This window comes from Streptomyces sp. NPDC111520, from assembly GCF_055635295.1.
Window position 1 is genome coordinate 132,282 of sequence record NZ_JBVKBW010000002.1, and the last position, 22,315, is coordinate 154,596.

20 protein-coding genes and 2 pseudogenes are annotated in these 22,315 nt (G+C 71.2%); 10 read left to right on the top strand and 12 right to left on the bottom strand.

Annotation, left to right across the window (positions count from 1 at the left end):
- The first annotated feature begins 18 nt into the window (after positions 1-18).
- Positions 19-1,200 (top strand): molecular chaperone DnaJ, encoded by a 1,182-nt coding sequence (gene dnaJ, locus ACZ7MY_RS04610; RefSeq protein WP_499599557.1) that lies wholly within the window; start codon positions 19-21, stop codon positions 1,198-1,200.
- A 4-nt stretch (positions 1,201-1,204) separates the two neighbouring features.
- A complete protein-coding gene (locus ACZ7MY_RS04615; protein WP_361789985.1) occupies positions 1,205-1,669 on the top strand; it encodes a heat shock protein transcriptional repressor HspR in 465 nt (154 codons plus the stop codon).
- A 7-nt stretch (positions 1,670-1,676) separates the two neighbouring features.
- Here the strand turns inward: ACZ7MY_RS04615 and ACZ7MY_RS04620 are convergent, their stop codons facing one another.
- The 3 genes from ACZ7MY_RS04620 to ACZ7MY_RS04630 are packed head-to-tail and all read right to left on the bottom strand — an operon-like array spanning position 1,677 to position 5,457.
- Positions 1,677-2,222, bottom strand: a complete 546-nt coding sequence (locus ACZ7MY_RS04620; protein WP_499599559.1) for a PIN domain-containing protein — start codon at positions 2,220-2,222, stop codon at positions 1,677-1,679.
- Positions 2,219-3,376: an ImmA/IrrE family metallo-endopeptidase gene (locus ACZ7MY_RS04625; RefSeq protein WP_499599561.1), complete on the bottom strand. Its 1,158-nt coding sequence runs from the start codon at positions 3,374-3,376 to the stop codon at positions 2,219-2,221. Before ACZ7MY_RS04625 ends, ACZ7MY_RS04620 begins: the two co-directional genes overlap by 4 nt.
- Positions 3,377-3,435: 59 nt before the next feature.
- Complete coding sequence (locus tag ACZ7MY_RS04630; protein ID WP_499599563.1) at positions 3,436-5,457, bottom strand: PA14 domain-containing protein; 2,022 nt, start codon at positions 5,455-5,457, stop codon at positions 3,436-3,438.
- A gap of 165 nt (positions 5,458-5,622) precedes the next feature.
- Between ACZ7MY_RS04630 and ACZ7MY_RS04635 the strand changes: the two genes are divergently transcribed.
- The gene (locus tag ACZ7MY_RS04635) at positions 5,623-6,087 is read left to right on the top strand and encodes a hypothetical protein (RefSeq protein WP_499599565.1); all 465 of its coding nucleotides are present in this window, start codon (positions 5,623-5,625) and stop codon (positions 6,085-6,087) included.
- On the opposite strand, the gene ACZ7MY_RS04640 is transcribed toward ACZ7MY_RS04635, so the two are convergent.
- The 5 genes from ACZ7MY_RS04640 to ACZ7MY_RS04660 form a co-directional block, all read right to left on the bottom strand.
- Entirely contained in the window at positions 6,045-6,341 is a 297-nt protein-coding gene (locus tag ACZ7MY_RS04640) for an NIPSNAP family protein (protein WP_499599566.1), read from the bottom strand. The two genes, ACZ7MY_RS04635 and ACZ7MY_RS04640, sit on opposite strands and share 43 nt — an antisense overlap.
- A 16-nt stretch (positions 6,342-6,357) precedes the next feature.
- Entirely contained in the window at positions 6,358-6,996 is a 639-nt protein-coding gene (gene grpE / locus ACZ7MY_RS04645; RefSeq protein WP_499599568.1) for a nucleotide exchange factor GrpE, read from the bottom strand.
- Positions 6,993-8,132, bottom strand: coding sequence for a tetratricopeptide repeat protein (locus ACZ7MY_RS04650; RefSeq protein ID WP_499599570.1), 1,140 nt, complete (start codon positions 8,130-8,132; stop codon positions 6,993-6,995). Before ACZ7MY_RS04650 ends, grpE begins: the two co-directional genes overlap by 4 nt.
- A gap of 22 nt (positions 8,133-8,154) precedes the next feature.
- A complete protein-coding gene (locus ACZ7MY_RS04655) occupies positions 8,155-9,750 on the bottom strand; it encodes an Hsp70 family protein (RefSeq protein WP_499599571.1) in 1,596 nt (531 codons plus the stop codon).
- A gap of 170 nt (positions 9,751-9,920) precedes the next feature.
- Positions 9,921-10,325, bottom strand: a complete 405-nt coding sequence (locus tag ACZ7MY_RS04660; RefSeq protein ID WP_499599574.1) for a pyridoxamine 5'-phosphate oxidase family protein — start codon at positions 10,323-10,325, stop codon at positions 9,921-9,923.
- Positions 10,326-10,496: 171 nt separating this feature from the next.
- Between ACZ7MY_RS04660 and clpB the strand changes: the two genes are divergently transcribed.
- Both clpB and ACZ7MY_RS04670 read left to right on the top strand, forming a co-directional pair.
- Positions 10,497-13,094 carry an ATP-dependent chaperone ClpB gene (gene clpB, locus ACZ7MY_RS04665; RefSeq protein ID WP_499599576.1) on the top strand — a complete coding sequence of 866 codons (2,598 nt, stop codon included), beginning with the start codon at positions 10,497-10,499 and terminating at the stop codon, positions 13,092-13,094.
- A 106-nt stretch (positions 13,095-13,200) separates the two neighbouring features.
- Positions 13,201-13,731: a type III secretion system chaperone family protein gene (locus ACZ7MY_RS04670; protein ID WP_089222722.1), complete on the top strand. Its 531-nt coding sequence runs from the start codon at positions 13,201-13,203 to the stop codon at positions 13,729-13,731.
- Between the two features lie 117 nt (positions 13,732-13,848).
- Here ACZ7MY_RS04670 and ACZ7MY_RS04675 read toward each other — a convergent pair whose 3' ends face one another.
- The 4 genes from ACZ7MY_RS04675 to ACZ7MY_RS04690 form a co-directional block, all read right to left on the bottom strand.
- Positions 13,849-15,012, bottom strand: a complete 1,164-nt coding sequence (locus ACZ7MY_RS04675) for a pyridoxal phosphate-dependent aminotransferase (RefSeq protein ID WP_499599578.1) — start codon at positions 15,010-15,012, stop codon at positions 13,849-13,851.
- Positions 15,013-15,321: 309 nt separating this feature from the next.
- Complete coding sequence (locus tag ACZ7MY_RS04680; RefSeq protein WP_499599580.1) at positions 15,322-15,846, bottom strand: hypothetical protein; 525 nt, start codon at positions 15,844-15,846, stop codon at positions 15,322-15,324.
- Between the two features lie 357 nt (positions 15,847-16,203).
- A complete protein-coding gene (locus ACZ7MY_RS04685; RefSeq protein ID WP_499599582.1) occupies positions 16,204-16,578 on the bottom strand; it encodes a hypothetical protein in 375 nt (124 codons plus the stop codon).
- Between the two features lie 437 nt (positions 16,579-17,015).
- Complete coding sequence (locus ACZ7MY_RS04690; protein ID WP_499599584.1) at positions 17,016-18,113, bottom strand: SMI1/KNR4 family protein; 1,098 nt, start codon at positions 18,111-18,113, stop codon at positions 17,016-17,018.
- Positions 18,114-18,296: 183 nt separating this feature from the next.
- On the opposite strand from ACZ7MY_RS04690, the pseudogene ACZ7MY_RS04695 reads away from it, so the two are divergent.
- From ACZ7MY_RS04695 to ACZ7MY_RS04715, 5 genes and pseudogenes are all read left to right on the top strand, one after another.
- Positions 18,297-18,503, top strand: a pseudogene (locus ACZ7MY_RS04695) (replication initiation protein); the annotation flags it as partial.
- Positions 18,504-18,900: 397 nt separating this feature from the next.
- A pseudogene (locus ACZ7MY_RS04700) lies at positions 18,901-19,488 on the top strand (site-specific integrase); the annotation flags it as partial.
- 163 nt (positions 19,489-19,651) lie between these two features.
- Positions 19,652-19,933 carry a hypothetical protein gene (locus tag ACZ7MY_RS04705; RefSeq protein ID WP_499599586.1) on the top strand — a complete coding sequence of 94 codons (282 nt, stop codon included), beginning with the start codon at positions 19,652-19,654 and terminating at the stop codon, positions 19,931-19,933.
- Between the two features lie 296 nt (positions 19,934-20,229).
- Entirely contained in the window at positions 20,230-20,772 is a 543-nt protein-coding gene (locus ACZ7MY_RS04710) for a DUF2617 family protein (RefSeq protein WP_499599588.1), read from the top strand.
- Positions 20,773-20,881: 109 nt separating this feature from the next.
- Positions 20,882-22,315: polyamine aminopropyltransferase (locus ACZ7MY_RS04715; protein ID WP_499599590.1), on the top strand; the 1,434-nt coding region annotated here is incomplete at its 3' end.

A 22,315-nucleotide genomic window follows, 5' to 3' on the forward strand; every position in this document is an offset into this window, starting at 1 on the left:
GAAGGAGGGACGCCGGGGATGAGCATCAGCAGGGACCTGTTCGAGAAGGACCTCTACAAGGTCCTCGGCGTCCCGAAGGACGCCACCGAGGCGGAGATCAAGAAGGCGTACCGGAAGCTCGCCCGCGAGTTCCACCCGGACGCCAACAAGGGCGACGCCAAGGCCGAGGAGCGCTTCAAGGAGATCTCCGAGGCCAATGACGTCCTGTCGGACCCCAAGCGCCGCAAGGAGTACGACGAGGGCCGCGCCCTCTTCGGCAACGGCGGCTTCCGTCCCGGCCCGGCCGGCGCGGGCGGGTTCGGCTTCGACCTCGGTGACCTCTTCGGCGGTGGCCCCGGCGGCACCGCCCCCCAGGGCGGCGGCTTCGGCGGCGGCCTCGGCGACGTGTTCGGCGGGCTGTTCAACCGCGGTGCGGGAGGCACGACCCGTACGCAGCCGCGGCGCGGCCAGGACATCGAGACCGAGGTGACGCTCAAGTTCACCGAGGCCGTCGACGGCGCCACGGTGCCGCTCAAGATGACCAGCCAGGCCCCCTGCAAGGCCTGCTCCGGCACCGGTGACAAGAACGGCACGCCGCGGGTGTGCCCGACCTGCGTCGGCACCGGCCAGGTCTCGCGCGGCGGCAGCGGCAGCTTCTCGCTCACCGACCCGTGCACGGACTGCAAGGGCCGCGGCCTGATCGCGCAGGACCCCTGCGAGGTCTGCGGCGGCAGCGGCCGGGCCCGGTCGGCGCGCACCATGCAGGTGCGCATCCCGGCCGGCGTCACCGACGGGCAGCGCATCCGGCTGCGCGGCAAGGGCGCGCCGGGCGAGCGCGGCGGCCCGGGCGGCGACCTGTACGTCACCGTGCACGTCGACGCGCACCCGGTGTTCGGGCGCAAGGCCGACAACCTCACCGTCACCGTGCCCGTCACCTTCGTGGAGGCGGCGCTGGGCGGGGAGATCAAGGTCCCGACGCTCGGCGGTCCCCCCGTGACCCTGAAGCTGCCCCCGGGCACGCCCAACGGGCGCACGCTGCGGGCCCGCGGCAAGGGCGCGGTCCGCAAGGACGGCACCCGCGGGGACCTGCTGGTCTCGATCGAGGTCGCCGTCCCGGAGGCCACCGAGGGCAAGGCGCTGGACGCCTTGGAGGCGTACCGGGAGGCGACCGCGGACACCGACCCGCGGGAAGAGCTGTTCAAGGCCGCGAAGGGAGTCTGAGCCGATGAACACGAGCGGCGGCATGCGTGGCGGACGGGGCCGCAACCCGTACGAGCTGACCGACGAATCACCCGTCTACGTCATCTCGGTGGCGGCCCAGCTCTCCGGGCTGCACCCCCAGACGCTGCGCCAGTACGACCGCCTCGGCCTGGTCTCGCCCGACCGCACGGCCGGGCGCGGCCGTCGTTATTCGGCTCGTGACATCGAACTCCTGCGCGAGGTTCAGCGGCTCTCCCAGGACGAGGGCATCAACCTGGCGGGCATCAAGCGCATCATCGAACTGGAGAACCAGGTGGCGGCCCTGCAGTCGCGGGTCGCCGAGCTCTCCGCGGCCCTCGAGGGCGCGGCGGCGGCCATGCAGCAGCGCGAGGCCGCCGTCCACGCCTCCTACCGGCGTGACCTGGTGCCCTACCAGGACGTCCAGCAGACCTCCGCGCTGGTGGTGTGGCGGCCCAAGCGGCCGGAATGAGCCGGGTCTAGGTCCCCGTCAGGTCCTCGGGACCCCGCGAGACGCGGTGCAGACGGCGCCCGGAGGCGACCATCGCCTCCAGCAGCCGGTGGCCCTCCGCCGCGGGGACGAGCCTCTCGGCGCAGGCCTGACGCATCAGGTCGAAGGTCTCCTTGGTGGTGATCCCGCGCCGCCGCGCGAAGTCGCGGGCCGAGCGGTCGTCGGTGATCCAGACCGAGCCCCGGAACTCGCGCCGCCGGGTGATCAGCACACAGGTCTCGGCCTCGCCGAGGTGCTTGGTCGGCAAGTGGGACGAGCCGCCGAAGACCGCCCGGCGCAGCCGGTCCACCTCCCGCAGTTCGGCGCCCTCGGTGATCTCCACGGGCTCGCCGAGCCACCCGGCCTCCGCCAGCCCGGCCAGCCGCGGCAGGAAGCGCGCGGAGCGGGCGGCCTCCCAGGCCACGGCCTGGGTCCAGCGTCCGCGGCCGTCCAGCACCTTCTCCAGCAGGAGCAGCCGGTCGACGGCGGCGAAGTTGCACAGCACGGTGTTGTCGGGGAACCACCACGTGGTCATGGCTGGAAGACCAGGTCCCCTTCTTCCGCGTCCTGGTGCTCGACGCCGTTGCCCGGCGGCGGTTCGGGCGCGAGGAGTCCGTGCAGCCGCTCCACGTCGGTGTCCAGCAGCGCGGCCAACGGGCGCAGGGTCGTCTCCCCCGCCAGGTAGGCCTTGTACAACTCCGAGGCGACACGGGGCGGGAAGCGTTCCGCCGAGGCCCGCGAGGCCTGCTTCTGGTACGCGTCGCCGGCGCCCGCGAGCAGGTGGCAGGACTCCGTGGTGAGGGCGCGCAGTTGCTTGCGGCGTGCGGCGTCGACCAGGCCGAGTTGGTGCAGCCGCGCGGCGAGCGCGCTCGGTGACACGCGGAAGCGGACGACCAGCCGCTCGAAGGAGGGGTCCGTCAGCTCGCCCTCCGCGGCGGCGGCCTCGGTCAACTCCCGCGCGGGCATCAGCAGGTGCGAGGCGAAGACGTTGGCCCGTACCTCGGCCAGGTCCTTCTGCCGGCCCGGGGCGACACGGGACTCGACCACGACACTGCGGGCGTCCCTGGCGAGGATGTGGCAGAGCTCGTGGGCCAGGGTGAAGCGCTGCCGCGTCCACAGGTCGGTGGGTGCGAGGAGGACGAGGCGGAAGGAGTCGGCCTGCCACGCGAGTCCGTCCACACCCCGGGGAAGACCGGTGATGGCGACGTCCACCCCGAAGAGGTCCTCCATCGCCGCGATCAGCTCGTCCGTGGCCAGTTCCGCGGCCGGCAGCCGCTCCAGCACCTGCGCGGCCAGCCGCTCGCCCTGCGCCGCGTACCGCTCCGCCGCCGCGTCCACCTCCGGCACGGCGGGCAGCTCCCTCGCGCGGCCCAGCAGCTCCAGCACCTCGTAGGCGTCGGCGAACCGCGCCGCGACCTCCTGCGCCCCGGCGGGGTCGGCGGCGGCGTCGCCCCGGGTACGGGCCGCGAGCGCGGGGCGCAGCGGCTCGTTGCCGGTCAGCAGCCAGTCCACGGTCGTGCCGCCCGCCTCCGCGATCAGCGCCAGGTCGAGCGAGGTGAGGCGGCGCACGCCGCTCAGGGACTTCGACAGCTTGTCGGGCGTGAGCCCGACCTGTCGGGCGAACGCGGCCTTGGTCATCGCGGCCGCGTCCATCACGGTGCGTACACGTTCGATGACATGCGGGTCCATGGAAAAAGGGTAGGCGGGCCTTGCGATAATCGCAAGGCCCGCCCGGTGGTGTCGAGGTGCTACGGCAGCAGGATGACGTGGTCGCCGCCCGGCTGCGACTCCGTGCCGTCCGCGTAGAGCGCGGTCACCCGGTAGAAGTGGGTGGTACCGCGGGTGGCGGTGGTGTCGGTCCAGGAGGTGCCGGTCACGGCCTCCGCGGTGAGCGCCTGGTACTCGCCGGCCTCCCGGTTCCAGCGCTCGACGCGGTAACCGACGGCCGCCGTCACGGGCTCCCACGACAGATCGACCCCGCCGTCCGTGCCCTTGGCCTGCACGGTGACGGGCGAGTCGTCCGGGGTGGCGACGGACGGGGTGAGGTCGAGTTCGGTGAAGGTCACCACATCGGCCTCATGGGTGGACTTGAAGCGGGAGTTGCCCCACGTGTCCACGACGTCGACGAAGTAGCAGGCCGTTTCGCCGTCGGGCAGCCGGGCGCCGAGGTACTCGGTGGCGTCCGGTTCCAGCTCGGTCGACTCGACGCCGTAGCAGACCGGCTCCTCCAGGTCCTCGAGCAGTTCACCGCGGTAGACGATGTACCGGGCCAGGTCCGGCTCGGTGTTGGGGTTCCAGTCGAGCCGCACCCCGTACTCGGTCGCCTCGGCGGTGAGTCCGGTGACCGCGGCCGGGGGTTCCTCGTCGCCGGGGACGGTGAAGGTCACCTCGTTGGAGGGGAGCGAAGCGACGCCGTCGGCGGTCTGGGTGACGGCGTAGTGGTACGTCACGCCGCGGTGCAGGAACATGCCGTTGTCGGTACAGCTGTACCGGGCCGGGTCCGAGCCGAGGTTGCCCTCGCGGTGGACCGTGCAGCCGACGGGGGTCGCGGTGGCCGGGTTCACCGGCGAGGTGGTCGAGCGGTACACCGTGTACGTTCCGACGGCCTGCGCCCTGGGGAGGCTCCACGTCAACTCGACGCCGAGGAGGTCCTTGAGGGGCGTCGCCGCCACGTCACGGGGTGTGTCCGGCCGGATCACCAGCGGGGCGGCGCTCGCGTTCGCCGACCTGGCGGAAGCGTTGCCCGCGGCGTCCTGCGCCGTGACGGCGTAGACGTACGTCGTCTTGGCGGCTGCCGTGGTGTCCGTGTACGACGCGGTCGTCGGCGTGCCGATCTGTGTCCACGGGCCCGCCGCCGACGTCGACCGGTAGACCCGGTACTGCTTGGCGTCCGATACCGCGTTCCAGGTCAGGGCGTAGCCCTTGCCGTCGGCGGTGACCGCGGCCTTCAGGCCGGTCGGCACGGACGGGGCCTGCTCGTCGATCGAGGTGACCGTCACCGCGGACGACATCGCGGAGGCGTTGCCGGCCTTGTCGACGGAGGTGACCGCGTACCCGTACTTCGCCCCGGTGGCGGACGGCAGGTCGCGGAAGGACGTCGAGGTCACGAGCGCGGTGCCGCCGATCCGGGCCCAGGCGCCGGTGCCGGTGCGCCGGTAGACCCGGTACCCGGCGAGGTCCATCTCCGCGCCCTTGGTCCACGCGAGGACGAACGCGTGCCCGCTGGCCGGGGCCTTCAGCCCGGTCGGCGTCAACGGCTTGGTCTTGTCCACCGACGCCGACGTGCGGGGCGCGTACGTGAACTTGACGTTGGCGCTGCCCTTGAACGCGGCGAAGTCGACGCGGAGGCTGTGCCTGCCCTTGGGGATCGTGAGGTTGAGCGTCTTGGTCCGGGTGGTGGAGACGTCCTTCCACAGGTCGATCTTGCGGCTGCCGTCGAGGTAGACGCGGATGCCGTCGCGCGCGGCGGCGGTGAACGTGAAGGGGCCGCCGGAGCCGAAGTCCCGGGTGAGGTTCCAGCGGACGCCGAAGTTGTCCTTCGGCAAGGTGACGCCGGCGGGGTCGCCGGTGCCGTAGTTCTCGTTGATCGAGGTGTCGCAGGCGGTCTTCTTCGGAGTGCCCTTGAAGGTGGTGTTGCCGTAGTACGACGCGACCCACACCCCGGTGGAGCAGGTGGTGGCCGCGTGTGCGGCGCCGGCCGGCAGGGCGAGGCCCGCGGCGGTCGTGGCGAACGCGAGCGCGATGGCGCGGGCGCGTGTGGACGTGGTCAAAGATCCCTCCCTGGGGAGGAGCTTGACAGGCGTCGAACGGTTGTGCCAAGTCGTTGCGGGACCCCGTGATCATGCTGTGCCGTTCGCGGGCCGCGGCCCCGCCGAAGGGGTGGTCCGCGGGGGCGGGGCGGGCATGTGGGGCGCGTGGTGGGGAAGGCGGTCCGTATGCCGCACAGGGGCGTCGGAGCGGGGATCGTGGTGGGGCTGGCCGTGGGAATGGTGGCCGGCGCGGTGCCGCTCGGGACGAACTGGGGCGCGGAGGGCGTGGACGTGGGCCTGGCGACCGTGGCGATGTGGGCCGGGCTGCGGCTGGCCGCGCGGCGCGAGGGGCCGTGGTGGATCGCCGGGCTGATGGCGCTGGCCCTGGTCAGCGTGGGCGTGGCGGCGTACGGGGACGTGGACGTGCCGCGGTACGCGGGGCTGGTCCCGGTCCCGGTGGTGGCGGCGCTGCTCGTGGTGGGCGGCGCCGGGTCGGTGTGGGCCCGGCGCCGGGAGATGGGCGTGGCGGGTGCGGCGGCCGGGGCGGGCGCCCTGGTGGCGGCCGTGTGGCTGCCGGTGTGGGTGGCGGCCGCGGTGTGGGCGGCGGCTCAGGCGGGTTCGACGTCGCGGACCTCGCTGCCGACGAGGTAGTCCTCGGGCTGCAGTGGCATCCGCTCGCGTTCGGGGCTGTTCCAGTAGCGGGCGTTGGCGGCGGCGAAGCCGTCCTCGCCGTCGTAGGCGATCAGCCAGACGAACTGGCCGCGCTCGCGGTCCACCCAGGCCAGGCCGACCTCGAAGCCGTGGGCGCGGCGCAGCGGCACGATCTCCGTGTGCCACAGGCGGAGCCAGGCGTCGAGCATCTCCGGCTTGATGGTGTAGGTCCGCAGTTGGGTGGTCCTGGGCAATCCGGGGCTCCTCGGTTCAGGTGACGGCGTGCACGCGGACCTGCTGGGGGCGGACGACGCGGTCCGCCATGCGGTAGCCGTGGCGTACGACCTCGGCGACGTCGCCGGCGAGTTCCGGGCTGGGCGCGGGGACGGTGCCCACGGCCTCCTGCAGGGCGGGGTCGAAGCGCCCCGCGGTGACCGGGATGCGGGTCATGCCGTACTTCTCCAGGAGGGTCAGCAACTCGGCGCCGACCGATGCGGCGAAGCCGCCGTCGTCGCCGGGGTGACGGTCGGCGCGGTCCAGCAGGAGGACGAGGTCGTAGAGGAGCGGCTGCACCAGCCGGCCCTCGGCGGCCTTGCGGCTGTGGTCGAGCTCGGCGCGCAGTTCGTCCAGACCGCGCCGTCCCTCGCGGTCGTTGAGCAGCCGGCGGCGGAACTGGTCGCCGAGCGCGGCCATCTCCTCGCGCAGACCGTCGACGGCGTCGGCCACCACGGCCAGGGGGTCGGGCGCGGGCTCCTCCGCGGTCTGCGGGGCGGGGCCCTCCGGCGGCACCTGCGGCGGCGCGGGGGGCTGCGGGGGCACCACCGGCAGGGGTGGCGGCGGCACCACGGGCACCACCGGCACGGGCGGAACCTGCGGAGGCTGCGGTGGCAGCGGCGGCGGCGTGCTCATGCGCGGCTCCAGGACTGCGGCGGCGGGGTGAGGAGGTGCCGGGGGAGGGACGCGCGGGTGTGCCACCAGCGCGGCCTGAAGCCGATCCACGCGATGAGCGCGAGGGCGGCGACCACCACGAACACGGCGTACGCCTTGACCGGGGTGAGCAGCAGCACGACGGCCGGGACCACGATCCAGAGCATGCGCCGGTGCCACCGCCACGTCTTGCCCAGGGACTCGGCCGCCAGGCCCCGGTAGAACTCCAGCCGCCCCACCAGGTCCGGGTCGACGGGACGTACGGCCAGGCCCTGGTCGACGCAGTGCAGGATGCGCCGGGCGCACTCCTCCGAGGCGACGACCAGCCGGCGGCTGACCGGGTGCGTGACCATCGCGCCCTCGGCGCGCAGCGACCAGATGCGGCTGATCTGGTCGCGCAGCCCGGTGTGGCCCGGGCTGTGCGCGAGGGCCTTCTCGTACCAGGTCAGCGCATCGTCGAAGCGCGAGGAGGCGTAGAGGCCGTCGCCGACGGCGAGTTCGGTCGCCAGGTCGCCCGGGGCGAGTTCGTCGGCCTTCATGTACCAGGTCAGCGCCGTGTGGTGGTCGCCGAGGGCGGTGTGGACGTTGCCGATCATCAGGTGGTTCGCGGCGTCGTCCGGGGCCAGCTGGAGCGCCCTGCGGTGCTCCTGGAGGGCGTCCTGGTACGCGCCGAGGTCCTGGTGGACGGCGCCCAGCAGCCGCCAGGCGTAGGCGTTGCGGTCGTCGTGGTGCACGGCCTGGCGCAGCTCGTACTCGGCGGCCTGGAGGTCGCCCTCCTCGATGTTCCGCTCGGCGATGCCCACCCAGTCGCGTACGGCGGGGCCGGGCGCGGGCCGTGGGACCCTCGGCTCCCGGGGCTCCGGTCCCTTCTTCCGCGAGCGGGCCAGCCGCTGGTCGTAAAGGGCGCGCGCGGAGGGGTCGGTGAGCGCCCTGCGGGCCTCCAGTACGCGGCGCACCTTGTCCTCGGCCTCGCGGCGCTTGTCCGCGGTGGGGGCCTTGCTCGCCTTCCCCGCCCAGCTGCGGTGCTCGCGGTCGAGCTTCCTGCCGATCTCCTCGGCGCTGTCGCCGGTGCCGAGGCCGAACTCGGCGTAGTAGTCGGGCACGTCCGTCGTGGTCATGGCGTGTCGGCTCCCGCTCCGTTCAGAGGGCCGCGGTGCGGGCCACGCGGTCGCTGAGTTCCTCCAGTTCCTCGCCACCCAGGTTGTCCGGGCGCTCGACCTCGAACTCGCCGAGCCACTCCCCCGAGGTGAGGTCCTTGACCTCGACGTGGATGATGCCGTCCACGTCGTAGGCGTAGAACACCTCGAAGGGCGCGCCCTTGGGGTACGGCGGGATCTTCAGGGTGCTCTCGCCGACGACCTTCACGTAGTCCAGGTCCTCGCCCTCGCCCTCGGTGACCTGCACCCGCAGCGCGGTCTGGCGTTCCCGGATCGTGTGGAAGGTGTCGCTCTCCTTCGCGGGGACCGTGGTGTTGTGCGGGATGATCACCGCGTTGTACTCCGGCGAGCGGGGGGCGTCGTCGCGGACGGCGACCATGCCGAGGGACTGCGAGGTGACGTCCTTGATGGACTTCACGCGGCCCTTGGTGAGCCGGGCGAGGCCGTCGCCCGGGGCGGACTCCACGTGGGCGCCGCTGCCGATGTACTTCTTGCGCTCGGCGGCCTGTTCGGCGCGGACCTCGGCGTCCAGGGCAATCAGCGCGGCCCCCAGGGCGACCACCTCGTCCTGGTTGACGCCGCGTTCCGCGGTCTTCCCCGACAGCCGCTCGACCAGCGCCGGTACCTGCGGCATGCGCGTGGAGCCGCCGACGAGCAGCACCCTGTCGATGGCGCCCCAGCCCAGCCCGGACTCCTCCAGCACGCCCTCGGTGAGGATGCGGGTGCGGTCCAGCAGTTCGGCGGTGAGCTCGTCGAACTTCTCGCGGGTGACGCGGATCTGCTCGTGCCGGCCGCCGGCCGAGAGCATGACGACCGCCTGCGGGGCGTTGGACAGGGTCCGCTTGGCGATCTCGGCCTTGTCGCGCAGTTCGGCGAGGGTGGCGGTGTCGTCGGTGAGGTCGGGGCCGCCGGCCGCCATGAAGGCGCCGTTGAGGTGCTCCATCAGCGCCCCGTCCCAGTCGAAGCCGCCGAGGTTGCGGTCGCCGTCGGTGGCGACGACGTCGTACTCGCCGTCCTCGACCCTCATCACGGTGACGTCGAAGGTGCCGCCGCCCAGGTCGTAGACGAGGACGGTGCCGACCCGCTCGTCCTCGTCCTGGTCGAGGCCGTACGCCAGGGCGGCCGCGGTCGGCTCGTTGACGATCCGCAGCACCTCCAGTCCGGCGATCCGGCCGGCGTCCTGGGTGGCCCTGCGGCGGGCGTCGTCGAAGTAGGCGGGGACGGTGATCACGGCGCGCTCGACGGGCTCGCCGAGCATCATCTCGGCGTCCTCCTTGAGCCGCTTGAGGATCAGCGCGGAGATCTCCTCGGGGCGGAAGGGGGTGCCGGACTCCGAGGTGTAGACCGGGGTGGGCTCGCCCATGTAGCGCTTGACGAACTGCACCACGTGGTCCGGGGCGGTGGCCGCGGAGCGTTTGGCCTGCGAGCCGACGACGACGACGTCGCCCTGGAACATCACCACGGACGGGGTGATGTTCTCGCCCTCGCGGTTGCGGACGATGGACGCGGTGCCGGTCCGGTCCGCCACCGCGACCGCGGAGTACGTCGTGCCCAGATCGATTCCCACAACCCGTGCCACAGCCGGGCACCTCCCCGTAGCCGTACCTCGTCCGAATCTGCCGGAGCGTCAATCATGCAGCACGCAGGGGTGTTTGCGGGACGGGATCGACAGGGCCGCGGGGGCCCGGGCGGGCAGGGGCGGCGACGGGCGGGGAGGTGTCCGGCCGGCGGCGGGGCGGGGGCGGTGCGTCAGGCGCGGCCCATGGCGCGGGTCAGCGCGATCTCGACGACGACCCGGTCCGGGTTGGGGGCGGGGGTGCGGCCGTACCGTTCGGCGTAGCGCCGTACCGCGTCGGCGACGGCGTCCGGGTCGGTGTTGATCCGGGCCACGCCCTCCAGCGTCGCCCACCGCCCCTTGTCGACCTGGCACACCGCGACCCGGGCGCCCTCCGCCCCGGCCGCCAGTACGTGGGCGACCTTGCGGCTCGCCTTGTTGGTGATCACCCGGGCCAGCCCGGCCTCCGGGTCGTACGTCACGCCGACCGGCACGACGTGCGGGGTGCCGTCGGGGCGGTGGGTGGTGAGGGTGCTCATGAGGTACTCCCGCCAGAAGGCGAGGTAGCCGGGTCCGGGGCTGCGGGGGTCGATGGCCATGGACCGACCGTACCCGGCTGAGCGGGGGGCCCGGCGGGGCCGTACCCGGGGGCGACGCGCGTCACGTCCGGCCTTCTCCTTGGAAACCAACCTTGAGTGGAATAGACTCAACTTGTCTTACGCTGGAAAAAGCAGCTTCGATGGTGGGCCGACAAGGAGGAGCACGCGGACGTGGACGCCGAGCTGACCAACAAGAGCCGGGAGGCCCTGAACGCCGCCAACACCGTGGCGGTCTCGGCCGGGCATGCGGACCTGACCCCCGCGCACCTGCTGCTGGCGCTGCTGGAGCAGCCCGGGAACGACAGCGTGCTGGACGTCCTCGCGGCCACCGGCGCGGACGCCGCCGCGGTGCGCTCGGGCGCCGAGCGGCTGCTGGCAGGGCTGCCCAGCGTGCAGGGCAGTACGGTGGCGCCGCCGCAGGCGAACCGTGAACTGCTCGCCGTGATCGCCGACGCGGCACGGCGGGCCGAGGAACTCGGGGACGCGTACGTGTCCACCGAACACCTGCTCATCGGCATCGCCCTCAAGGGCGGTGCGGCCGGTGAGCTGCTGGAGCGGTCCGGTGCGACCGGCAGTGGACTGCAGGACGCCTTCGAGCAGATCAGGGGAGGTCAGCGCGTGACGACACCCGACCCCGAGGGCACGTACAAGGCGCTGGAGAAGTACGGCACGGACTTCACCGCGGCGGCCCGCGAGGGCAAGCTCGACCCGGTGATCGGCCGGGACAACGAGATCCGGCGCGTGGTGCAGGTGCTCTCGCGGCGCACGAAGAACAACCCGGTGCTCATCGGTGAGCCCGGCGTCGGCAAGACCGCCGTCGTCGAGGGCCTGGCGCAGCGCATCGTCAAGGGCGACGTGCCCGAGAGCCTGCGCAACAAGCGGCTGGTCGCCCTGGACCTGGGCGCGATGGTCGCGGGCGCGAAGTACCGCGGTGAGTTCGAGGAGCGGCTGAAGGCCGTGCTGGCGGAGATCAAGGCCAGCGACGGCCGGATCATCACCTTCATCGACGAGCTGCACACCGTCGTCGGCGCGGGCGCCGGGGGCGACTCCGCCATGGACGCCGGCAACATGCTCAAGCCGATGCTGGCCCGCGGCGAGCTGCGCATGGTCGGCGCGACCACGCTCGACGAGTACCGCGAGCGGATCGAGAAGGACCCGGCCCTGGAGCGCCGCTTCCAGCAGGTGCTGGTGGCCGAGCCCAGCGTCGAGGACAGCATCGCGATCCTGCGCGGTCTGAAGGGACGCTACGAGGCGCACCACAAGGTGCAGATCTCCGACGCCGCCCTGGTCGCGGCCGCGACCCTCTCCGACCGCTACATCACCGCCCGTTTCCTGCCGGACAAGGCCATTGACCTGGTCGACGAGGCCGCCTCGCGGCTGCGCATGGAGATCGACTCCTCGCCGGTCGAGATCGACGAGCTGCAGCGCTCGGTCGACCGCCTGCGCATGGAGGAGATGGCTCTGGAGAAGGAGACCGACGAGGCCTCCAAGCAGCGCCTGGAGAAGCTGCGCAAGGACCTCGCCGACAAGGACGAGGAACTGCGCGGCCTGACCGCCCGCTGGCAGAAGGAGAAGGAGGGCCTGAACCGGGTCGGCGAGCTCAAGGAGCGCCTGGACGACCTGACCACCCGGATCGAGCGCGCCCAGCGAGACGGCGACTTCGAGGCCGCGTCCAAGCTGCTGTACGGCGAGAAGCCGAAGCTGGAGGCGGAGCTCGCCGAGGCCACCGAGGCCGAGGAGGTGGCCAAGCGGGGCACCATGGTCAAGGAGGAGGTCGGCCCGGACGACGTGGCCGACGTGGTCGCCGCCTGGACGGGCATCCCGGCCGGCCGCCTGATGGAGGGCGAGACCCAGAAGCTCCTGCGCATGGAGGAGGAGCTCGGCAAGCGCCTGATCGGCCAGACCGAGGCCGTGCGCTCGGTGGCCGACGCGGTGCGCCGCTCGCGCTCCGGCATCGCCGACCCCGACCGCCCCACGGGTTCCTTCCTCTTCCTCGGCCCGACCGGCGTCGGCAAGACCGAGCTGGCCAAGGCGCTGGCGGACTTCCTCTTCGACGACGAGCGGGCCATGGTCCGCATCGACATGAGCGAGTACGGCGAGAAGCACTCCGTCGCCCGCCTGGTCGGTGCCCCGCCCGGGTACGTCGGCTACGAGGAGGGCGGCCAGTTGACCGAGGCGGTGCGCCGCCGCCCGTACTCCGTGGTGCTGCTGGACGAGGTGGAGAAGGCGCACCCCGAGGTCTTCGACGTCCTGCTGCAGGTGCTGGACGACGGCCGGCTCACCGACGGCCAGGGCCGCACGGTCGACTTCCGCAACGCCATCCTCGTCCTCACCTCCAACCTCGGCAGCCAGTACCTGGTCGACCCGGTGCTCAGTGCCGAGGAGAAGAAGGAGAGCGTGCTGGAGACGGTGCGGGCGTCCTTCAAGCCCGAGTTCCTCAACCGGCTCGACGACATCGTGGTCTTCAGCGCCCTGAACAAGGACGAGCTGCGCCGCATCGCCCGGCTGCAGACCGACCGCCTCGCGGTCCGGCTGCGCGACCGGCGGATCGCCCTCGACGTCACCGACGAGGCGCTGGACTGGCTCGCCGAGGAGGGCAACGACCCCGCGTACGGCGCCCGCCCGCTGCGCCGCCTGGTGCAGACCGCCATCGGCGACCAGCTGGCCAGGGAGATCCTGGCCGGAGAGGTCCGCGACGGCGACACGGTGCGGGTCGACCGGGTCGGCGACCGGCTGCTGGTCGGCGCCGTCACCGGCAAGACCCTCTGAGGTCCCCCGCGGGAATCCCACGCGAAAGGGGCACGGCGGGCCGCGCTTGCACGGAGCGGCCCGCCGTGAGGGAGGATGGGTGTATCCGCACGAAGGGAACTCCAAGGTGAGCATCGACCCGTCCTCGATTCCGAATTTCGGGGGCCAGCCGGACCCCCAGCCCGGCTCTGCCGGGAACGTGGTCATTCCTGACCAGGATCTGGTCAAGCAGCTGCTGGAGCAGATGGAGCTCAAGTACGTCGTCGACGAGGAGGGCGACCTCGCCGCGCCGTGGGAGGAGTTCCGCACCTACTTCATGTTCCGGGGTGAGGAGGACCAGCAGATCTTCGCGGTCCGCACCTTCTACGACCGTCCGTACAGCATCGAGGACAAGCCTCAGCTGCACGAGGCGCTCGACGACTGGAACCGCCGCACCCTGTGGCCGAAGGTCTACACCCACACCCACGACGACGGCACCGTCCGTCTGATCGGTGAGGCCCAGATGCTGATCGGCCTCGGCGTCGGCCTGGAGCACTTCGTCTCCAGCACCGTCAGCTGGGTCCGGGCCTCCATCGAGTTCGAGAAGTGGATCCTCGAGGCCCTCGGACTGGAGAAGGACGCGGAGTCCACGGACGACGACGGCGACGGCGAGGACTGAGCCCGCCCGCACGGGCGCACACGGACCGCACGGGAGCAGCCCGTCCGCCACGCGACCGCCGGTGAGCGGGCGTGCGCGGGCGGGCTGCCGTGTTCCGCGCGGGGGGTCCGACGCGCCTCAGAGCCGGCGCAGCCGCTCCACGCTCTCCCGCAGCACCTCCTCGCGCTTGCAGAAGGCGAAGCGCACCAGGCTGCGGCCCTCCTCCGCGTCGTCGTAGAAGATCACGTTGGGCACCGCCACGACCCCGCAGCGCTCCGGCAGCGCCCGGCAGAACGCCAGGCCGTCCTTCTCGTCGAGCGACCGGATGTCAGTGGTCACGAAGTACGTGCCCTCCGGGCGGAAGACCCGGAACCCGGCCTCCTCCAGGCCGTCCGAGAGCAGGTCCCGCTTGCGCCGCAGGTCCTCGCGGAAGTCCCGGTAGTAGGCGTCGGGCAGCCGGAGCGCCTCGGCCACGGCGTACTGGAACGGTCCCGCGCTCACGTACGTCAGGTACTGCTTGGCCGCGCGCACCGCGCTGACCAGGGCGGGGACGGCCGTCACCCAGCCGACCTTCCACCCGGTGAACGAGAAGGTCTTGCCCGCGCTGGAGATGGTGACCGTGCGGTCGCGCATCCCCGGGAAGGACGCGAGCGGGACGTGCTCCGTCCCGTACGTCAGGTGCTCGTACACCTCGTCGGTGACCACGAGCAGGTCGCGCTCGACGGCCAGCTCCGCGATGGCCGCCAGCTCCTCGCGGGTGAGGACGGTGCCGGTCGGGTTGTGCGGGCTGTTCAGCAGCAGCAGCCGGGTCCGCGGGGTGACCGCCGCGCGCAGGGCATCCAGGTCCGGGCGGAAGGACGGCGCGCGCAGGGTGAGCGGGACGCGCCGGGCGCCGGCCATGGCGATGCAGGCGGCGTAGGAGTCGTAGAAGGGCTCGAAGGCGATCACCTCGTCGCCGGGTTCCAGCAGCCCCAGCATGGCGGCCGCGATGGCCTCGGTGGCGCCCGCGGTGACCAGCACCTCGGTGTCGGGGTCGAAGCCGAGCCCGTGGAAGCGCAGCTGGTGCTCGGCGACCGCCAGACGCAGTTCGGGCACGCCCGGCCCGGGCGGGTACTGGTTGCCGCGGCCGTCGCGCAGCGCGCGCACGGCGGCCTCGCGCACCTCCTCGGGGCCGTCGGTGTCCGGGAAGCCCTGACCCAGGTTGATGGCGCCGGTCCGGGCGGCGAGGGCGGACATCTCGGCGAAGATCGTGGTCCCGAACTCGGCGAGTGCGCGGTTGAGCGGGGGTCGCGAGGAGGTCATGCCCGCCATCCTCCGCCGAACCTCTGGACTTCCTCTACTTCCGTCCGGGGGATGGCACCTGCGACGGTGTTCGGAGCACCGCCCTTGAGCAGGGGAAGGAGCGTCGGCGGCTGTTGTCATCTGTCGTCGTTGGCTACCGTCGGACGGCCCAGAGACGGCCCCGCAATGGTGCCATCTTTGCAGGGCGACTCCCGCTTTGGGATCGACCGGTGATGGACGAACCCGTTACTGCACTGTCAGAGGCCGAGTACCGGCACGTCTGGGACCGCTTCTATGCGGACTTCAACTTCCAACTATTCCATGTCGGACTCAACCGCAGTCAGCGAGAAGCCCCTCGACGAAGGTCTTACGAGATCGACGTCGAGATCCGGATGCGGGCATCTGGCTCAACTTGTCGACAGCCGCGGACATCCACTCGGGGTCGCCGAGACGACTTGCCATTTTCCGTTCGACGGCCTGTCTCAGGAACTCAGCCACCAGGTTGATGTGATGGCGAGAATACTTTCGCGAGTGGTGATCAAAATCGGCGGTCCAGTCCACGTACGGATGACGCAACGTCGCACCGACCCTGGAACCACCGCCGGCCATGTATCCAACTCCTGACAGATTTGCCATGATTCGGGCCCATCGGTCGAGCCCCTTTGAGCTTGCAAATTTTCCAGGCTGAGTCTCCAAATCGAAGTTCATAAGCCGCGGCCAAGGGATGATTTGCTGCTCGATGCCGTCGGCCCAATGGGCGAGCCCTTCCGGTATCAACTTCATGTGCTCCCCCGCCGGGTCCCCGATGACCCAATGGGCTTCGGCGAGTTCCAGCGGTCTCAGTTCTCTAAGCATGATCTCCTGCAAATTGCCACACGGCGGCCGTGGCGACAAAGTGACCATTGATGACACTCTGCATCAATTAGATGCATGCGGGGTGGATGATACCTAGGCGTCCCGTCTATGGCCTCGCCCCTCCGGGAAGCTCATGGACGCGTCAGCCATCGCACTCGGATCGTGGAGCGCCAGTTTGGAAGACTGAGGCTGCGGACCATGTCGCACCTGGGCAGACGCTGAACTGCGACAACGGCGGTTCGGCACTGCTGTTACCCGCGGCTCCCCGTTCGACACCGCCTCACGTGGCACGGCTGTGGCACGCCAGATCCCTCGATGCAAACTATGGGCGCGACCGTCCGCTGATTTCGCCATGCGTCAGCAGTCGTACAGACGGTGCGGATCGTGGAGGGCAACGGACGTCGCGATAGTGAGGAGAACCAGCCACCCCTGAGCCTTAAGTGCCGCAGACAACTGTTGCCTTACTGGTGGTTTCGCTGTCGACATCCGATAGGCAAGCATAAGGGAGATCACGCCGACGATGCCCAGGGCCATGCAGGAGATCGGCACGACAGGGTCGAAGCTTGCCTGTGAGGTTTCTGGTACTTCGCCGGGGACGATACAGCCGGAAGAGAACGCCACCAGGAACCAGGCCGGAAGGACCAGAGCGGCGGCAATGCCGGCCACCTCCTTCAGTACGAACCTTTGGACGCTCTTCCAAGTTGACACTGCTTCTTGCACGGTCTCCGGCACTGCCCACTCCCCCTTGTCTTGTGCGTGCTGAAACCGATCAGGTCCGGCACGGATGAGTTTGCCACGCTCTCCCTCGTGCGGATCAAGGTGGGCGTGGCGGCTTTGGGCTGGAGCTGCCACGGGGCGAGAGATCGGGGCCCTTAAGCTTGCGGCGACTCGGGCGGTCTGTGGACCTGCCCGCAATGGCCCGATGCGGGCCCCGATCTTCGAGGCTCGCCCCATGGTGGCTGCGTAAAGCCGCGGAGCCGACGGCCCCAGCCACGGCGGGTTTCCCCGTCAGCACCCCCTTCGCCGTCTGGCGGGCGGCCGGCGGCCGTGCCGGAGCGGGGCGAGGACAGGAGCGGCGGCCCGAGGCGCCGAGCCGCGCGCCGCCGCGCTCTGCGCGGCGGGAGCGCCTTGATGAGGTAGAGAAACCTGTAACCGGCCTGGTCAGGCCGCTAAGCGGGGCCAGCAGAGGTATTCAGGCCCCGGTGTAGCCAGTCTGCCGTCAATGTCCAGCGGGTCTGGGGAGCGTGCATCCATCCGGGAGTGGGGTAGTTGCCGCTGGCCATGGAATGGAGGAGCCTGACCATGCCGAAGTCGAACCGATAGGTGGTAGCTGGTCCGCGTGCCCACATGATGACCGGCCATGCATCCGGGTCATCCCCCTCGGTCAGCCAAAAAAACAGATCGCCTTGTTCGTTGTCACCCCACGTAAGCAAACCTCCGGGCTCCGGATACATGCTGTAAGCAGCACCGCCCCAGTGTTCCTCGTCCCACCCTTCCATGTCTGAGGCGAACTCAGAAACGTGCCAGTCGACGAAACCCTTGAAACCAGCTGTCTCACCCGGCCCAAAGGGAACAGAGGATGGCGCATGCACGTAGGAACTCAGCGAATGCGGGGTGCCGACGTAGCCGCCGCCATACCTGTCTACGAACGCCCGGTAGTCCGAAGGAAAGCTGAAGCCCACCTCTGACTGCGAACGCTCCCACGGCGGCCCGGCAACCTGCACCGGGGGTGGAGGCAGCAGCAAGGCCAGCCGTTCCAAGTAGTTGATCATTTGCTTCTCCGTTACGGGTATCACCAGCCGTGGCGCGGAGTTCCTAGCGTTAGGCGATCGCCATGCGGTCGGCCAATCCTGCCAAGGGTTCGGGGACTCGGTGGCCGGAGAACTGGATGAGGTCGCGGACTGCTTCGCGGGCCAGGTGGTGGGAGTGGACTTGTTCGGGGCCAGGGTTTCGGCTTCGAGGAGTGCGGCTGTGGCCTCGCCGACGTGTCGCCGCTGCGCGTGCGCTCGCGCCACATCAACCAGGAAACGTGCCTGGCGCTCCGGGGACAGTCCTGAGGGGTCGACTCGTTCGGCTACGTCCAGAGCCATTCCGGCGTCGCCGAGGTCGACCGCGGTGCTGACGGCGTGGATCTCGACGTTGGTGGGGCCGAACTCGGTGTCGAAGTCGTTGCGGTCGGTCCCGTTCGTGGCGGCGATGCGCCGGGCCTCTGCGATGTGGGCGTGGGTGGCGGAGCGGGCTCCCTCGCGGGCGTTGATCACGGCCATGACCAAGTGCATGGCGCCCAGGAGCGACCTTCCTCCGGGGGGCTGGCGTCTGCCTGGCAGCGAGGCGTCAGGACGGTGATCGCCGACATGGCGGCTTGCTGGGTCTGGCCGGTGCGCTGCTGCCTTATGAAGGCGTGGGCCAGGCGGAAGAGGCCTGCGACGACCTCCAGCGGTTGGCCGGCGCGTTCGCAGCGCGGCCTCCCCGATCCCAACGACACCTTGGAGGGCTCCACGCTCGTGCTCGCCCACTGGACCTATGCCGGACACGGCCACACGCCGGGAGAGTCCTGGCTCGCCGCCAGCATCGCCCGCGACATCCGCACCAACCGCGACACCGCCCGCGAAGCCCTCGCCGACCTGCCCACCGACGACACGGGGGAGTGGGCGTGAGGCGCCCCCTGCCTGAGCGCTACCTGACCCGACCACGCGGACAGAGCTGGGCCGTCGTCTCCGCCTCCACGCGTACCCGGTGATCGGCCCTCGCTCGGTCGGGACGTTTCGGCCGGAGCACATCCGACACCCGCTGTCCGTGTTGGAGGCGAAGCCCGGGATCAGTTCCTCGTACGCACGTTCGATCTACGCCGATGTGCGGGCGGTGTTGTCGGCGGCCGTTGACGACACGCTGCTGATCCGGAACCCATGCGGTGCGAAATCGGTGCGGGCACCCAGGGCTGATGCTTCCCGGGTGGTGCCGTGGACCCCTGATCAGGTGCGAGGCGTCAGGACTGCTCTTGAGGAGCGCTACCGCGCCGTAGTCGATGTCGCGGCTGGGTGAGGACTACGCCAGGGAGAAGTGTTCGGGCTCGCTGAGGGCGCGCTGGACTTCGAGGGCCGGACCCTGCACGTGGTGCGGCAGATCAAGCACGTGGAGGGCAAGCCTGTGTTTGCCCTGCCGAAGTGCGAGAAGGAGCGCGATGTACCGCTGCCCGACTCCGTGGCGTACGCCCTGAAGGCGCACATGGACCTCTGCAAGCCGGTTGAGGTGACCTTGCCGTGGGGCTCTCCGGAGGGCCCGAAGGTGACCGCCCGCCTGCTGTTCACCAACCCCGGCAAGGGCATCGTGTGGCGGAGCGACTTCAACGCCCACGACTGGAAGCCGGCTCTCGCCTCGATTGGCCTGATCCCGAAGGCCGAGGAAGGGAAGCGCTACGTCTCCGCCCGTGAACACGGCATGCACGCCCTCCGGCACTTCTACGCCTCGGTACTCCTCGACTCCGGGGAGAGCGTGAAGGCCGTGAGCGAGTACATGGGACACGCTGACCCGGCGATGATCCTTCGCGTGTACGCGCACCTGATGCCCAACAGCCGCGAGCGATCCCGGCGAGCCGTTGATCGTGTCCTTGGGCCGCCTGACGTTGAAGATCACGGCCCCTAGGCGGCCCAGCCGTCCACCCTTGGCCCCTGGTTCTGCTTCCGATGCAGCCCAGGGGCCTCGCGCACCCGGAAACCTCTGGACTTCCTCAACTCTGCTTTCGGTCGCGGACGGCGGGGGCATCACCGTCGCACAACGGAAAGTACGGAAAACGGGGGTGGGAACGATGGGGGTCTTCATCATTCTGCTGGTCTTCGCCGCGATAGTGACGCTCGTCCTGGTGGCGCGGAACAGCGGTCGCGGACACCGCCGGCGGCGCTCGCACGGTTCCGTCGCCACCGACGGCGGCGGCGGGATGAGCTGGTGGGCGGGGGACTCGGGCTCCTCCGACGGGGGAGGCGGTGGCCACCACGGGGGAGGCCACCACTCCTGCGGCGGGGGCGGGAGCTCCGACAGCGGGGGCGGCAGCTCGTGCGGCGGGGGCGGTGGCTGCGGCGGCGGAAGCTGACGATACGAAATTGCGTATTGCCCGTGCCGAATCGCATATGCGCCCGGTGGGTTGTTCACCCGTCGGGCGCATTTGTAGTGAACACCTGAACCCGTCCGGGCCCTTGGGGATGTAAAGCGGGTGGAGATGGGTAAAAACGCTGAAGGCGACGCGCCATTCATGATTGCGTATTCACCGACCCCTCGTGGGCACGAGCAGACGGACGTCCTCCCCCACAGGCGCGGGTCGGCGCGTCCTCTCCCCCATGCCCGTGACCTCCCCTCGCTTGCTCGCGATGTGCCTGCGGAGCCGACTTCATGCTCACCACGCTTCAGACCGCCTACACCGACACCCGCGCCGGCGACCTGGCCTGGTGTCTGGGGATGGACGAACTGCCGGCGCTCGCCGTGCTCGACCGCGAGCTGCCGGGCAACGCCGCCGGCGGCGTCGTGCCCGCGGCGCCCCGCGTGCGGGTGCAGCTGCGGCTGCTCGGTGCCTCCCACCAGGTCGTTCTGGACTCGCCGCGCGGCCGCTGCTCGGAGACCGTCGCGTGCATGCCGGGCAGCAGCGCGCCGCTGCCGTTCGGGGTGGCGCGGCGGATCGCCGGCTGGGACTACGAGTTCGCGGCGCGGATCGAGACGCTCTCCCGGGGCTGCTTCGCCGGGCGGGCGCAGGAGCTGCTCGCCCTGGTGGCCGATCACCCCAACGGGCTGGCGGGGACCTTCCCGGGTGATCCGCTCGCCTTCACCGCGATGCTGGTGCAGTACCGCGGCGGCAGCGTCCTGTGGCGCACCTGGCACGCGTACCCGCAGGAAGGGCGGCTGGTGGCGACGCGTTCGACGCTCAGCACGCAACCGTGAGCCCGGTGGTACGGGCGTGGCCGGAACGGCGTCAACGCGCCGCCAAGTGCCACGAATTGCACCCCTGCGGGTGACGTGGACCGCCATATACCTGACATAGCGTGCAGGCATGATCGACCAGTCCACCTCCCGTACGGCCCGGGCCGCCCCGCGCGTCCGCAGGGCCCGGCTGCCCGTCCCGGTGGCCGCGGCCAGGGCACTGGTCCTGGCCGCGGTCTTCGTCTGCGCCGCCTGCGGCCTGGTGTACGAGCTCGAACTGGTCGCCCTCGCCTCGTACCTGGTCGGCGACTCCGTGACCCAGGCGTCGATCGTGCTGTCCGTGATGGTCTTCGCCATGGGCGTCGGCTCGCTGCTGGCCAAGCGGCTCAGCTGCGCGCCGGCCATCGGTTTCGCCGCCGTCGAGATCGCGCTGGCGCTGGTCGGCGGCCTCTCGGTGATGGCGCTGTACGCCAGCTTCGCCTGGTGGGGCCAGTCCCGGCCCGCGATGGCGGTCTTCGCCTTCGCCATCGGCGTGCTCATCGGCGCCGAGATCCCGCTGCTGATGACGCTGATCCAGCGGATCCGGCGGCAGGACGCGGGCGGCGCCGTCGCCGACCTCTTCGCCGCGGACTACGTGGGCGCGCTGGTCGGCGGCCTCGCCTTCCCCTTCCTCCTGCTCCCCTGCTACGGCCAGCTGACCGGCGCGCTGGTCACCGGCGCCGTCAACGCCGTGGCGGGCGGGGCCATCGTGCTCTGGCTCTTCCGCAGTGACGTCACGCCCCGCGCCCGCGCCCGGCTGCTCGCGGCCAACGTCGTGGTCCTCGCGGTGCTCGCGGGCGCGGCCTGGGCCGCCGGGCCCTTCGAGCGGGCCGCCCGGCAGGCGGTGTACGGCGGTGACGTACGGCTGGCCGAGCAGACCGCCGTCCAGGAGGTCGTGCTCACCTCGGCGCCGCTGCAGCTCTTCCTCGACGGGCGGCTGCGGGTGCGCGGCCGGGACGAGTACCGCTACCACGAGGCGCTGGTGCACCCCGCCATGGCGGGCCCGCACGGCCGGGTGCTGATCCTCGGCGGCGGCGACGGGCTCGCGCTCCGCGAGGTGCTGCGCCACCGCGGGGTCGGCTCGGTGACCCTCGTCGACCCCGACGCCGAACTGGTCGCCCTGGCGCGGGACGACCCCGCGCTGGCCCGGCTCAACCGGCACGCCTACCGCGACCCCCGGGTCCGGGTGACCGCCGCGGACGTCTTCGACTGGCTGCGGCAGGAGCACTCCCCGCGGCCGCCCGGCGGGTACGACGTCGTGCTCGCCGACCTCCCCGACCCGGCGGTCTCGCGCAGCGCGAAGCTGTACTCGCAGGAGTTCTACGGGCTGGTCCGGCGGGTGCTCGCCCCGGGCGGCCGGCTCGCGGTGCACGCGGGCGCACCCTGCGCCGCCCGGCGCGGCTTCTGGACGGTCGACGCGACGGTACGGGCGGCCGGGCTGCGCACCGCCGACTACTGGATCGGCACGGGCGACGGGGACGAGGACTGGGGCTTCGTGCTGGCCGCCCGTGACCGCGTTCCGGCG